Here is a 13,726-nt window from a genome sequence, read left to right as displayed (position 1 = left end):
CGCCTCTACGGAATTTTAAAAACACCTTTTGTAGAGACGCGATGCTTCGCGTCTCCAAAGTGCAAGGTTATGCGGGCAATTACGCGTGCGTTAATTTATCTGCTGCCTGTCCGGCTTTGTCCTTATTCATTATCTCGGTTTGTTTGCGGATTGATTCTGCGTGGATCAATTCCAGCAATTTCTCAGTAAACTCTGCGCTTAATTTTAGGGCTTTGCCGTAGTTAACGCCTTTTCTCAAAATCTCATCCCACCGGTTAACTTGCAAAATTGTGATGTTGTTGTCTTTTTTGTAGTTACCAATCTGCTCAACAATGTTCATACGCTCAGACATTTTCTGAATAACCAGGTCATCTATTTTGTCAATCTGGTGACGTAGTTCTTCCAATTTATCCTTTACAGCAGCATTGCGAATTTCAGGCTTACGCAAGGTTAAGTGTTCAATAATTTCAACCAAAGCAGCAGGCGTAACCTGTTGTTTAGCGTCTGTCCAGGCCACTGAAGGGTCGATGTGGCTCTCTATCATTAAGCCCTGCATATCCAAATCCAATGCTTTTTGCGATATGTAGCCAATCAAATCACGGTTGCCGGTAATGTGGCTTGGGTCGTTAATTAGTGGTAATTCTGGTGCCAGTGTTTTAAGGCTGATGGCCAAATCCCACATTGGCTCGTTACGGAATGCGCTTTTTTCGTGCGATGAAAAACCACGGTGTATAGCTGCTAACTTGGTAATACCTGCATTATTGATACGCTCCAACGCACCAATCCATAATGAAAGGTCGGGATTTACCGGGTTTTTAACCATTACCGGTATATCAACGCCGCGCAAAGCGTCAGCAATTTCCTGCACGGTAAAAGGGTTAACGGTTGAGCGTGCGCCCACCCAAAGGATGTCAACGCCTGCGGCCAAAGCTTCTTCAACGTGCTTGGCGGTAGCAACTTCAATGGCAGTTGGCAGGCCGGTTTCTTCCTTTGCGCGTTTTAACCATTGTAGGCCAATGCTGCCAATGCCTTCAAACTCACCCGGACGGGTACGTGGTTTCCAGATACCTGCACGAAGGGCTGATACCTTGCCGGTTTTTGCTAATAAATGGGCGGTGGCTACCAACTGGTCTTCAGTTTCGGCACTGCAAGGTCCTGCAATTAATAACGGTTCGCTACCGGTCTTAATCCATGAGCTTAATGGTTGTATGTTTAAATTTAGTTTCATTTCTTTGTTTTTTGTCCGGAAGACCGGAAGATTGTTTTTTATATTTTAATTGTTTTTGGTTCTCTGCTAATTTTCATTTGCGGATTTCTGACTTTCAAACCTCCGCTATCCTTCTGTCTTTACTGACTTTCCGGACTTTCCCGACTTTCGGACTTCCCTTCAGCTCATCTTCTTAATTTTAATATATGTCCTCGGTACCTTTTCGTTCTTTACAGTTTTTGGCAGTGCGCCGTTTTCTTCGTCGTGCCTTTCATATTCGCCCAGTATGTTAAAGTTTTGGGTATACTTCAATATCTGGCGTATGGCAATGTCGTAGGTTTTGGTATCGTCCCATTCAACATCTACATAAAAGTTATACTCGTTGCGCTTGCCTAAAATTGGCATGCTTTGTATTTTGCTCATATTAAGGCCCTGTTCTGCAAATATGTTAAGCACCTTGGCCAACGCCCCAACGGTATTACTCACCTGGAAACAAAGCGAGGCTTTATTAGGATTCTTTTTCGATACATTTTCATGATGGGTGAGTATCAAAAAACGCGTAAAATTCTTTTTGTTCGATTCAATACGGCGCTCCAATACGTCCAGCCCATATAATCTTGCGGCCAGCGAGTTGGCAATAGCTACGGTATCGGTAAGTTGCTCATCGCGGATGCGTTTGGCGCAGGCAGCGGTGTCGTTGCTTTCAACAATGTTTAGCTGCGGATATTCGTCAAAAAAATCAACACACTGGCGGATGGCGATAGGGTGCGAGGTTACATATTTAATATCCTCGAACTTTACGCCCGGCAACGCCATCAGGTGCAGCTGTATGGGCAGGTAAATTTCGCCCACAACCGGGAAGCCATAGCTGAGCAACAGCGAGTAGTTGGGTAAAATGCTGCCGGCAATGCTATTCTCTATGGCCATTACCACATAATCAGCATTTTTATTTTTTAACGCCTCGAATGTTTGCTTAAACGAGTTGCATTCAATAGTATGGATATCCTCACCAAAATATTTGAATGCTGCTTCTTCGTGAAACGAAGCGCGTATCCCCTGAATTGCAACTCGTAATTGTTCTTGTTTCATAAACTCCCTTTAACGCAAAAAGTCCCGGTTTTTGGCCGGGACTTTTCAGTTTCTTTATATGTTTGTTACTGCATATTAGTCCCGGCTCTTACTGGTAAAGTAAAAGTAGTAACCATAAAAATATGCACTGTTAAATTTCATTTTGTTTTTGTTTGCGGTGTAAATATACGGGTAGAAATGGTATTGTCAATAGAAAATTTTATTTTTTTGAAAATAAAGGGGGTAAACAGAATAAAATTTGGTGGGTCAATCTATAATATAGGTTTTTAGCCTTGTTTATCAAGAAATAATAGAAGGATAACAATTTGCAGGTTCAAGGGCTAACTTGTTGCTTTTATCATTATTAACAGTTAGCTTTACTAAGCATATTTAACCTTATTATAAATCATTATAAATCCACTCGTTTCTCTGTAGATTGCCTGATGCCTGTTTGAACCTTATACATTATACTAATGGACAAGAAAAAAGTTAGACCAAGTGTTCTAATTCCAAACGAAGAACTAATTAGACGAAGGCAAATATTCGAAGTGGTAAAAGCTTTAATTAAGTATATCGGCGCGGCGCTTGTTATCTTTTTTACATGGCTTCAATTCAAAGAAATCCCCGCCCCGGAAATTAATGACAAACTCTCATCAACCTTTTTGAGAGTAACCCTTACACTTTGTTACCTATCGTGGATTTACGGAACGATTACGGATTTAAATGACGAAGAATATACTTTTATTATAGCGCCCAATAGAGGTAAATTAACAAAAACAAGTGTTGGAATGATATTTATGGCGGGGATTCTATTTGCATTGTTGTGTCTGAGTGCAGTTTCTTTGCGATTTTTTACCATAGTACTTACTCTATTTTCTATTTCCGGTAAAATTGGCGAAATATATATGGGCAAGTTTGTTGGACCTGCAATTGAAGAGAGTAAAACAAGGTATAGTGAAGCAAATGATTATTTGGGGTTATTATCGATTATTGCAATTGAGCAGTATATTATGGGGAAATGGTTTTGGAAGCGCTTTTTTGTCGGTTCAATAATACTTGTTTTCGTAAACCTACTGTCATTTACTGAACTTTCGGTGGTCTTAGCAGCCAAATTGCATATTCAGTCCTCTTCATTTGTTATCGTTTCTTCAATCTTTATTTACCTTTTTGTTATGGAATTGTGGATATGGTACAAACGAATTAAAAGAAAGTTATATTTGGAATTGTTAGCTGACCTTAACAAAGATTTTATTTTGGTTCCGAATAATTCAGAAGATGATGGGTAACACTAAGAAAACGTGTGTTTTATTTGATTTTAATCCTTTTAGTGCACATTATTACTCTTCATGGTTTAAATTATACCGCGCCCTCAACATCCCCATCATATAAACATTAATATCCCACTGGTTCGCTACCGGCATTTTAGTATAAGGCAATGCCGGCATATAAGGTGCCGGGCCAAATTCGGGTGTGATGGTACTAAGTTGTGCACCACTTTTTAGTCTACAATCAATAATAGCATCCCACCACGTCAAATGTGCTTCAACTTCGGCGCTCCATTCCGGGGCCCGCGGGTCGGATACCTGTGCTGATTCGGCGTGACCAACCCGGGCATGGATATGCACAGTCCTGCTTGTGGCAACATCCAGCGATTCCTGCTGCTGCTCCAGTAAACTTTCGGATACATTGCACCAGTGCGAAAAATCGGCGGTGATGACTACCTCGGGGTTGGCTATCAGCAAGTCTTTGGTAACATGTGCGGCAAATAGGGCCTTATTGCGATGGGTTTCATGGGCTATTGTTACGCCGGTTTCGTTAGTTACTGCCTGTGCAATTGTAAAAAGTTCGCTGTTTTGGGCAGCGGTAAAATAATCTTTACCGGTTTGCGAGTCGATTAACAAAGGCTGCATTGCTGCCAGGTACTCCATGTACTTCTTAAAGCTGCTTTTGTGCGCCTCAAAGTCTTTTTCGAACGATTGGTAATACTGCCCGATAAGCAATAGTTCATGGTCTTTTATTGCAGTAATAATCTCCTGTTGTTCGGCAGCATCAAAAGGCACAGGGGTTTCAACACCATCATAGCCCGCTGCTTTTACCTTTGCACAAAAGGCATCCCAGGTGATATTATCCGAACCCCATTTAGGGCAAAAAAATTTGATTTGCATTGGTTATTGGTTTACTTCAAAAGTCAGGAAATAAAATGAAACCCTGCGAATATTCGTATTAATTTAAATGGGGATGCTTAGATTTGTTAGGGTCACTAATGGTATCGAAAGCAAACGATACATGTATCATTAACGAACGTGTTCTGTTTTTAACAGGATTCAAATATTTGATTGTCAGTTTGTTAATTAATTGGCATGGAACTGGACTCTCAAACTGTAAATAATATTGTAATCATGAAAATCTTTAAACTATCAACACTTTTAACTTCGCTTACTATTATGGTTACTGCGGTTGTGGTATCCGCGCAAAATAAGGAAACCTATACGTACAAACCCGAATCGCAGGAGTTATATAATACCATCGCGCATATGGACAGCGTGTATTTTAACGCCTACAACACTTGCGATATGGATAAACAAGCCGCTATTTATGCCGACAGCATAGAGTTTTACCACGACAAAGGAGGCTTGCAGACTTCAAAACAAGCTCTTTTGGATGCGTTAAAGAAGAATATTTGCGGCAAAGTGACCAGGGTGCTGGTGCCGGGGAGTATTGAGGTTTATCCCATAGCCGGGTTTGGCGCTGTAGAGGTTGGCCTTCACCGATTTATTAATCACCAGGAAAGTGAAACGCCATCCAAACCTGATAAGTTTATAGTAGTGTGGAGACTTAGAAATGGTATTTGGCAAATAACGCGCGTTATTAGCCTGCATTGATGTGTATCAGACGCGAGTTTGCTGCCCGATACCGGGAATTATCAAATGGATGCCCAATAAGTAACTACTGGAGCAATACTTCTACATCCACTTTTATCTCATTTTTCGGCTCATATTTGTCAAAAAAGCGCGCTGTTACGTGGTAGGTCTCGCCCGATACAAATGGATGATGTAGGGACAACATTGCTGTTAAAGTAGTAGCGCCCGTTGGAACGAGGCCATTTTTGGCAATATCGGCCATTAAATCAGGAATCGAACCCAGTACTTTGCCCGTTTTATCTTTTAAAGTTAATTCGCAGCCGGGGTAGGCTTTGCCGCCATTTAATTTATAATTTTCAACACCGGTAGCTACGATGGTGAATGTGGAATCCATTTTTACTTTATTGTTTTTTAAGTGCTGACCATCTTTATTGGCGAGGAAAACATCACTTACCGCAAAACCATTATGCGATTCCTTTAAACCAGTATTAAAATCTTTGCTGGTGCCAACGCTAAAATGACACGCAGTTAAGGTTAAGGCAACAAACGCAAAAACCAGTCCTGATGATAAAAGTGTTTTTTTCATAATTGGTGGGATAAAACTATTATCTAAATATAACAGCTTTTTATTTAAATTATTAAGGCTCGGTTTAGATAATATTTGTTCAGGCGTTATAGGTGGGTCCGGTTAATTGTTTTGAAACTTGATTTTCTTCCCACTGCCTTTGCATCACCCTTGCGGTTTGGCTGCTACCGTCATGGCTCCATCCCGGTGGATTGAAAAGATATTGCATTTTAATTTTTAAGTTTGGCGCTTTTTTTACATCGGCCAATAAAGCCTGCCATTCGTGAAATAATACATTTACCGGGCCAAGGTTTTCGGGCTGGTGAGTTAAGCCATATTTTACGGGTTCGGGTAGATTTTCTGCACGGAAGGTGCCGAATAGCCTGTCCCATATTATTAAAACCATGCCCATGTTTTTATCAAGATAGGGTACGTTTGATGCATGGTGCACCCGGTGATGCGATGGCGTTACGAATACAAGCCCGTACCATTTGGGCAGCGGCACATTATACTGTGTATGCACAAGGTTGCCATAAAGCTGGGTTACCAGGTATGCGTACAAAATATCAACAGCACTAAAGCCCATAAAGGCAAGGGGCAGATAAAAAAACACGCGGTAAAGCGGCTCAAAAACGGTGGAACGGAAGCCGGTTGTAAAATTAAAATGTTCGCTGGAATGGTGGGTTACATGAATGGCCCAAAACAGGCGGCAATAGTGCCCGGTATAATGCAGCGCCCAGTATAAAAAATCCTGTACCACAACCAATATCACCCAGTAAATAATGGCATTGTGTATTTGAAACAACCTGAACTGCCACGCGAAATGCAGAATAAAAAACGTAGAGCCGCCAACCGCAAGGTTTAACAAAAATGCAAGCGTCGTTAAATAAATATTGGTGAGCGTGTCCCGCTTTTCATAATAATGCCGGTTTTCGCGGTAACTGAACCACATTTCTAGTACGGTCATCACTACCAGTAAGCTTACCAGTACAATTGCGGTTTCCTGCCTGGGGTCGGGGTGGAACATAGCTTAATGATTTCGAATTTCGGATGTTCGATTTCGGATTTTGAAAACCCTAATCGAGCGTTTTAACGTTACAAATTTGCGTAAAATGATAAACTTTCGCAAAGTTCGTCGTTAGTGCAAATATTGTCAAGCACGCATTGGCCAATGTTAGTCAATAAAGTGCAATTTATGTTGCCGTTTTGGTTCTTTTTATCTTTCAGCATTATTGCACACAACGTATCGAAGTTTGTTTCTGCAAGATTGTATTTTGGGTATAATTTACTTATCACCTTTACAATTTCGTCTAAATCAGCACTACTTAAGCCGGTTTTTTTGTGCGACAGATAAGCCTCGCAAATCATACCTAAAGCAATAGCTTCGCCGTGTGTTAACGGGCGTTTGTCATTTATCAATGAATTAGTTTCAACCGCGTGACCAATGGTATGCCCGAAGTTTAAGGCCTTACGAATACCTTTTTCGGTTGGGTCTTCAATTACAACCTCGTTTTTTATCTCCACAGAGCGGTGGATCAATGCCGCAGACGGCTTGCTTAAATCGCTGTTTTTTAAAGCTTCCCAATAAGCAGCATCCATTATCAGTCCGTGCTTTAGCATTTCGCCAACGCCGGAGAGTATCTGTCTTTCGGGCAGCGTTTTTAAAAATTCGTCAGAAATAAATACTGCTTTTGGCTGGGTGAAAGTACCGATGATGTTTTTGATATTATCCATATCGATACCCGTTTTGCCGCCAACCGAGGCATCAACCTGCGAAAGCAGGGTAGTGGGTACGTGTACAAAATCAATCCCCCGTTTAAAGGTCGACGCTGCAAATCCGCCCATGTCGGTAATTACACCGCCGCCCAGGTTTATTAGTAATGCTTTGCGATCTGCTTCAAAATCAATCAGCATTTTCCAAATGCCTATACAAAAGTCGATAGTTTTGCTTTCTTCGCCCGAACTCACCTCTATGATATCGAAATTCTCATGCCCGTCAAAAACAGCCTGTACTAAGGGCAGGCAGTGAACCGAGGTGTGCTCATCAGTTAAAATAAACGATCGTGAATATTTGCCGGCATCAACAAATTTTTTAAGCTCGGCCAGGCTGTTTTCAAAAAATATGGGGTAGTTATCGCTGTGGATGGTCTGCATGATTTATATAACTCTGATAATTTCACCTCTGAATTCAACGGTGTCGCCTTTTTTTACTTTCAGGCGTTTGCGGTAATCAACATGCCCGTTGTACATCACTTCTCCCTCAGTTACAACTATTTGCGCTTCGCCGCCGGTTTGCACCAGGTTGGCTGCTTTCAATAATTGTATCATTGGTATATAGTCGCCGGTTACTTTAAACTCTATCATCGGGCAGCAAAAATAAACTATTCAACGAATAATGAGATATTTGGCTTGCAATTTATAATTTTGCAAACTGGCCCATAATTCATAGTTGGTAGTCGATGGATGTTTTCCATAGGTTATCAACTACAAACATGACCTGTACTAACTGACCCATGACTGAAAAAAATAATTTGTCTTTCGAGAATACGGAGATAGCTTTCCGGCATTCGTCCAATTCTGACCTTAAGCGTGCTTATTGGCTTTTTAAAGTTATTAACGTTAATTTTTTAGTAAAAATTGGCCCACCTATTACCAACTTTGCCATTAATATCGGCCTGCCTATTAAGGGACTGATAAAAGCAACCATATTTAAACATTTTTGCGGCGGCGAAACCATTGCCGAATGCGATAAAACCATAAAAAACCTTTATAACGGCGGCGTAGGCACCATCCTCGACTACTCGATAGAAGGGGAAGACGACGAGCATGTATTTGACAATACCCGCGACGAAATTATCCGTACCATCGAACGCGCAGCCGTGGATAAGTCTGTTCCGATTACCGTTTTTAAGGTTACAGGTGTAGCCCGGTTCTCGCTATTGGAAAAACTTGATGAAAAGGCGCAGCTTAGTATTTTAGAACAGGAAGAATGGGAAAAGGTACAGTCGCGCGTTTTGGCAATTTGTACAGCGGCACATGCCAAAGGAATTCCGGTAATGATAGATGCCGAAGAAAGCTGGATACAGAAAACCATTGATATGCTGGCTTTGGATATGATGCACCTGTACAATACCGAAAAAGCCATTGTATACAATACTTACCAGCTTTACAGGCATGATAAACTGCAATCATTAAAAAACGATCATGAGGTCGCAGCTACCGGTGGCTTTATTTTGGGCGCCAAGCTGGTGCGGGGAGCCTACATGGAGAAAGAACGTAAACGAGCCGAAGAAAAAGGCTATCAATCGCCCATTCAGCCGGATAAACAATCGTCAGACAGGGATTACGATTTATCGCTAGATTATTGCACTGATCACATTGCCCAAATTGCGTTTGTAGCAGGGACCCATAACGAAGAAAGTTGCCGAAAACTTGCCGAATTGTTGGATAAAAAGACCATCGACCATAATAATCCCCATGTTTATTTTTCACAGCTGCTGGGCATGAGCGATAACTTGAGCTTTAACCTTGCGAATGCCAAATACAATGTGGCCAAATATGTGCCTTACGGGCCTATAAAGGCCGTTTTGCCTTACCTTTTCAGACGGGCGCAAGAGAACACTGCCATAGCCGGCCAAATGAGCCGTGAGCTGGGTTTGATTACCAAAGAGGTTAAGCGCAGGAAGCTTTCGAAATGATTTTGTAGAGACGCAAACTTGCATCTCTGAATTTGCAGGGTAAAATAATTTTTTTCGGAGAGCAATACCTTGCGTCTCTAAAACCAACCTTTTGAAAAAACGTCTTTTTTGATTTGCACGTGGGAGACGCAAGTATTGCGTCTCTACAAAAATGGGAGACGCAAAACATTGCGTCTTTACGTTTGAATGCCTTTCAGCACCCACAATTCCCCGTACCCTGTTAAAATTTGTTAAATAACCCCATTAACCTACAGATAATTTTGTACCTACAAAAATATTTGTAGGTTTGTAGTATGAAGATTACTCAACCCACAGATAATAAACCCATAGAGCCCACCAAATCAGAACTGGAGATACTGCAGGTGTTGTGGCAGCATGGGCCTTCACCGGTTCGGTTTGTGATGGGGGAGCTCAACAAAATTCGCGAGTTGAACTATACCGCCACCTTAAAGCTGATGCAGCTAATGGTAGATAAAGGTATTTTAAAACGGGATGAAAGCCGTATGCAGCATGTTTACCATGTGGTAGAGGATGAAAAGAAAACCAAAGAGCATTTATTGGATAAATTTTTAGATACCCTTTACCAGGGCTCGGCAGGCAGCCTGATGATGCAGCTGGCCGGTAACAAAAAAACCACCAAAGAGGATTTGCAAAAAATGAAGGAACTGCTGGACAAATTGCAAAAAGAGGCTAAATAAGATGGAGCAGCGTATACAACATTTATTCCCCTCACACATCAGCCAGGCTATTTGCCATACATTGGTGCACTCGCTGTGGCAGGGAATATTGTTGGCAATACTAACGGGCACTATCGTGTTATTTACCAGAAAAACAACCGCTGCAATAAGGTACGGGCTGCTGACTGGCACCTTACTGTTGTTTACCATTGCATTTATATATACCCTTGCATTTGAGCTTTTAAATCCGGTCGAAAGCAATTTAAATATCAACAACGCTCCAGTCATTATAAAAACTAATGCGCTAACGGGCGTTTGGAGTTATCTCGGTTTTGGGATGAAATATGCGCACGAAAAGGCTGGAATTATTGTTGCAATATGGTTATTGGTCGTAATGCTGCAAGGTGCACGGCTACTTTTTGGCCTCTATATAACCAAGCGGCTAAAGCAGGTAAAGATTAACCCGTTACCGGCTTTTTGGAATCAGAAACTTAAAGAACTAGGGTCGTCGCTAAAAATTAAACAAGCTGTAACATCGCTTGAATCGGGGATCACAAAAATACCTTTGGTTATTGGCTACCTGAAGCCGGTGATACTTATACCTGTAGGCCTGGTCAATTCAATGGAACAACCGGAAGTGGAAGCCATTCTTTTGCACGAACTGGCCCACATCGGCAGGAATGATTACCTGGTTAACCTGCTGCAAAGCATAATGGAAACGCTGTTGTTTTTTAATCCGGCAGTGCTTTGGCTATCACATTTAATAAAAACGGAACGCGAAAACTGTTGCGATGACGTAGTGTTGGCCCAAACCGGTAATAAAATAAACTATATCAGGGCTTTGGTGCACTTCCAGGAGTATAACTTTAACCCACCCAGGCATACTTTTGCTTTAGGCGGCAAAGGTACCGCTATAATAGCACGTATGGAGCGGATGATCGACAACCGCAACCGCGGACTTAACTACATTGAAATTATTTGCCTTGCTATATTATTGGTTTTCGGCGTGCTATTTATAACTGCCGGCCCGGTAAATAATATAAGTTCGTTAGTAAATACAAAACAAATCGTTTCGCCGCAAAATCCAACGCACGCACTTGAAGCCAAAAAGCGAGCTGAAAAAGCGGCTGCAGAACGAGCGCGAAAGCAGGGCACCAGTCCATAACAGACCGTCGGCAGAAATCACATATTAATACTTACTCATTACATAAAATGCATGCTTCAAATGGCGTCCCTGGGTTGCCATTGCATAAAAAATTAATTAAAAAACTACGTTATGTTACGCAATTATATAAAAATAGCACTGCGGAATATCCGCAAAAACAAGGCGCTTTCGTTCATTAATATAGCCGGGCTTAGTATTGGGCTGGCGTGCTGTATACTTATCATTCTTTACATAAAAGATGAGTTAAGTTTCGATGGTTTTCATCTTAAAAAATACAATATATGCCAGCTGACCTGTGTCCGCACAGAACAGGACGGCGGCAGCCAAAAATTTGCCATAGCAGCATTGGTACAGGGTCCGGCCTTTAAGCAGCAAATACCCGAAATGCAGGATTTTACCCGTGTAAACCCAAAGGATATCGTCATAAAAAGGAACAACGACATTTTTAGTGAACAGGTTACCTGGGTTGATAAAAGTTTTTTTAACATCTTCAGTTTCCCGCTGCTTTTGGGGAATGCAAACAGTGTATTGGCTGACCGCCATTCGATGGTGCTGAGCAAAACCTCCGCAATAAAATATCTTGGCACTACGCAAGCCGTCGGTAAAACCTTGCTGCTGGAAATTAATGGCAAGTTCGAGCCTTTCACCGTTACCGGCGTAGCCAAAGATGCGCCGAAAAACTCCAGCATACAGTTTAACATACTTTTGCCATTCTCGTATTTCGAAACCGTGAGCCCGGATAATGGGTGGATGTGGGGTATCGTTTCCCACCTATTTTTTAATGTCGCCAGGGGCCAACCTCCAGGGAGTCGCCCGTAAAATGGACCAGGTTTATCAGACAGGGGCAAAGGATGAAATTGATTTGAATAACCTTGCAGGGTATGGCAATCATTTCAATTGGGGACTACAGCCAATCACTGCCATGCATTTAAATACCGAATATGCGGGTACGCCAATGGGCAGCAACCCGGTATATTCCTATATCCTTGGCGGCGTTGCGGTGTTTATATTGCTGATTGCCTGTATCAATTTTGTGAACCTAACGGTGGCACAGTCTATTAAGCGGGGTAAGGAAATTGGCATCAGGAAGGTGATGGGGAGCAAACGCAGCCGTTTGGCCACACAGTTTGTAGGCGAATCGGTGATTACCTGTTTAATTGCGGCTGTTTTCGCTGTAGGGTTGGCGATAGTTGCCCTGCCTGTTTTTAATGTTTTAGCCAACAAACAACTGGACTTTGTATCCTTATTGGATTGGCGATTGATTACTATGTTTATTATGTTGCCTGTGTTTACAGGCAGCCTGGCGGGATTTTACCCGGCAATGGTTTTATCCGGCTTTAACCCGCTGACGGCATTGAATGGTAAAGCAAATACCATTGGTAAAAACTATTTAGCAAAAAGCCTGGTGGTTATACAGTTTGCACTGGCTACGTTTTTTATTATCTCAACTCTATTTATTTATGCGCAGTTTAACCTGCTTACGCAAACATCAGTAGGCTATGCCGATAAAAACCTGGTTGATTTTACGGTTAGCCAGGGAATAAGGAGCAGGCAGGTAATGGACTTATACCGAACAGAGTTTTCGAAACTACCAGGAGTAACCGGTGTGTCGTACACAAACGTAGGGCACTTTGGCGGCAAAACCCGGATTGGTACAAAAGAATTTACAGCCACTTATGAGCACATTGCCGACGATTATCTGCCTGTATTGGGAGTGAACATAGTTGCCGGACGTAACTTTTCGCCAGCTTTTCCATTGGATTCTACCTTGTCGGTATTAGTGAACGAAACCCTTGCTAAGCAATTGGGGATAATAAATATTGTCGGTAAAACCATCGATTATATGAACCTGCCCACGTGGGGGAGCCGAAGAGTAACTATAGTGGGGGTGGTAAAAGACTACCACAATGAATCCTTAAAAGAAAAAATACTACCCATAGTTTTTACACAGGAACCTTCGCTACCATTAGGAAAAATGATTGTACGCATCCAAGGCGGCCATACTGCCACCACGCTGCTCTCGATGGAGAAAATATACCATCGCCTTTACCCCGATCATCCTTTTCAATACCAGTTTCGCGATGAAGAGAACCGGGCGGCCTATGAAACTGAAAACCGCTGGAAACAGGTTATCACCTTTGCTGCAGCCATCACCATTTTTATTTCGGCGATAGGGCTTTTGGGCCTGGCGCTTTTATCGGCACAAAAAAGAGAAAAAGAAGTCGGCATACGCAAAGTTTTAGGGGCATCGGTAACAATATTAACCACCATGCTGGTTAAAGATTTTGTCGCCCTGGTATTGCTGGCCTTTGCCCTAGCCATACCGGTTGGCTGGCTGGTAATACACCATTGGCTGCAAAATTTTGCGTACCAAATTGAACTTAGCTGGTGGCGCTTTGCTTTGGCTGGTACCTTATCATTGCTAATTGCCACGCTGGCTGTAGGTTCGCAGGCCTTAAGAGCGGCGCTGTCGAACCCGGTGAAATCGTTACGGAACGAATAATAG

The 13,726-nt window shown here is 42.2% G+C and carries 14 protein-coding genes; 7 read left to right on the top strand and 7 right to left on the bottom strand.

Annotation, left to right across the window (positions count from 1 at the left end):
• Positions 1–79: 79 nt before the first annotated feature.
• Both Q0R52_RS08095 and Q0R52_RS08090 read right to left on the bottom strand, forming a co-directional pair.
• Positions 80–1,207, bottom strand: coding sequence for a chorismate mutase (locus Q0R52_RS08095; protein WP_252790979.1), 1,128 nt, complete (start codon positions 1,205–1,207; stop codon positions 80–82).
• Positions 1,208–1,366: 159 nt separating this feature from the next.
• Complete coding sequence (locus Q0R52_RS08090) at positions 1,367–2,275, bottom strand: prephenate dehydratase (RefSeq protein ID WP_295793798.1); 909 nt, start codon at positions 2,273–2,275, stop codon at positions 1,367–1,369.
• A gap of 452 nt (positions 2,276–2,727) precedes the next feature.
• Between Q0R52_RS08090 and Q0R52_RS08085 the strand changes: the two genes are divergently transcribed.
• Positions 2,728–3,540, top strand: a complete 813-nt coding sequence (locus Q0R52_RS08085) for a hypothetical protein (protein WP_295793796.1) — start codon at positions 2,728–2,730, stop codon at positions 3,538–3,540.
• 51 nt (positions 3,541–3,591) lie between these two features.
• Here the strand turns inward: Q0R52_RS08085 and Q0R52_RS08080 are convergent, their stop codons facing one another.
• Positions 3,592–4,419: a sugar phosphate isomerase/epimerase gene (locus Q0R52_RS08080; RefSeq protein ID WP_295793795.1), complete on the bottom strand. Its 828-nt coding sequence runs from the start codon at positions 4,417–4,419 to the stop codon at positions 3,592–3,594.
• A gap of 234 nt (positions 4,420–4,653) precedes the next feature.
• Between Q0R52_RS08080 and Q0R52_RS08075 the strand changes: the two genes are divergently transcribed.
• Positions 4,654–5,136 carry a nuclear transport factor 2 family protein gene (locus Q0R52_RS08075; RefSeq protein ID WP_295793793.1) on the top strand — a complete coding sequence of 161 codons (483 nt, stop codon included), beginning with the start codon at positions 4,654–4,656 and terminating at the stop codon, positions 5,134–5,136.
• Positions 5,137–5,200: 64 nt separating this feature from the next.
• On the opposite strand, the gene Q0R52_RS08070 is transcribed toward Q0R52_RS08075, so the two are convergent.
• The 4 genes from Q0R52_RS08070 to Q0R52_RS08055 all read right to left on the bottom strand — a co-directional run bounded on the left by Q0R52_RS08070 (position 5,201) and on the right by Q0R52_RS08055 (position 8,044).
• Positions 5,201–5,701: a hypothetical protein gene (locus Q0R52_RS08070; RefSeq protein WP_295793792.1), complete on the bottom strand. Its 501-nt coding sequence runs from the start codon at positions 5,699–5,701 to the stop codon at positions 5,201–5,203.
• 79 nt (positions 5,702–5,780) lie between these two features.
• A complete protein-coding gene (locus Q0R52_RS08065) occupies positions 5,781–6,707 on the bottom strand; it encodes a sterol desaturase family protein (protein ID WP_295793791.1) in 927 nt (308 codons plus the stop codon).
• A 68-nt stretch (positions 6,708–6,775) separates the two neighbouring features.
• Positions 6,776–7,834, bottom strand: coding sequence for a 3-dehydroquinate synthase (gene aroB / locus Q0R52_RS08060; protein WP_295793789.1), 1,059 nt, complete (start codon positions 7,832–7,834; stop codon positions 6,776–6,778).
• A 3-nt stretch (positions 7,835–7,837) separates the two neighbouring features.
• Complete coding sequence (locus tag Q0R52_RS08055) at positions 7,838–8,044, bottom strand: RNA-binding S4 domain-containing protein (RefSeq protein ID WP_295793787.1); 207 nt, start codon at positions 8,042–8,044, stop codon at positions 7,838–7,840.
• A 149-nt stretch (positions 8,045–8,193) separates the two neighbouring features.
• On the opposite strand from Q0R52_RS08055, the gene Q0R52_RS08050 reads away from it, so the two are divergent.
• The 5 genes from Q0R52_RS08050 (at position 8,194) to Q0R52_RS08030 (ending at position 13,723) form a co-directional block, all read left to right on the top strand.
• Positions 8,194–9,378 carry a proline dehydrogenase family protein gene (locus tag Q0R52_RS08050; RefSeq protein WP_295793785.1) on the top strand — a complete coding sequence of 395 codons (1,185 nt, stop codon included), beginning with the start codon at positions 8,194–8,196 and terminating at the stop codon, positions 9,376–9,378.
• A 293-nt stretch (positions 9,379–9,671) separates the two neighbouring features.
• Positions 9,672–10,076 carry a BlaI/MecI/CopY family transcriptional regulator gene (locus Q0R52_RS08045; RefSeq protein WP_295793783.1) on the top strand — a complete coding sequence of 135 codons (405 nt, stop codon included), beginning with the start codon at positions 9,672–9,674 and terminating at the stop codon, positions 10,074–10,076.
• A 1-nt stretch (position 10,077) separates the two neighbouring features.
• Positions 10,078–11,220 (top strand): M56 family metallopeptidase, encoded by a 1,143-nt coding sequence (locus tag Q0R52_RS08040; RefSeq protein WP_295793782.1) that lies wholly within the window; start codon positions 10,078–10,080, stop codon positions 11,218–11,220.
• 111 nt (positions 11,221–11,331) lie between these two features.
• Positions 11,332–12,039 carry an ABC transporter permease gene (locus Q0R52_RS08035; protein ID WP_295793780.1) on the top strand — a complete coding sequence of 236 codons (708 nt, stop codon included), beginning with the start codon at positions 11,332–11,334 and terminating at the stop codon, positions 12,037–12,039.
• Between the two features lies 1 nt (position 12,040).
• Positions 12,041–13,723, top strand: coding sequence for an FtsX-like permease family protein (locus Q0R52_RS08030; RefSeq protein ID WP_295793777.1), 1,683 nt, complete (start codon positions 12,041–12,043; stop codon positions 13,721–13,723).
• Positions 13,724–13,726 lie beyond the last annotated feature (3 nt).

Source organism: Mucilaginibacter sp. (genome assembly GCF_025359345.1).
In the GTDB taxonomy this organism is placed as follows: domain Bacteria; phylum Bacteroidota; class Bacteroidia; order Sphingobacteriales; family Sphingobacteriaceae; genus Mucilaginibacter.
The sequence above is the reverse complement of the archived record's forward strand: the minus strand, read 5'-3'. Positions and strand labels throughout refer to the sequence as shown.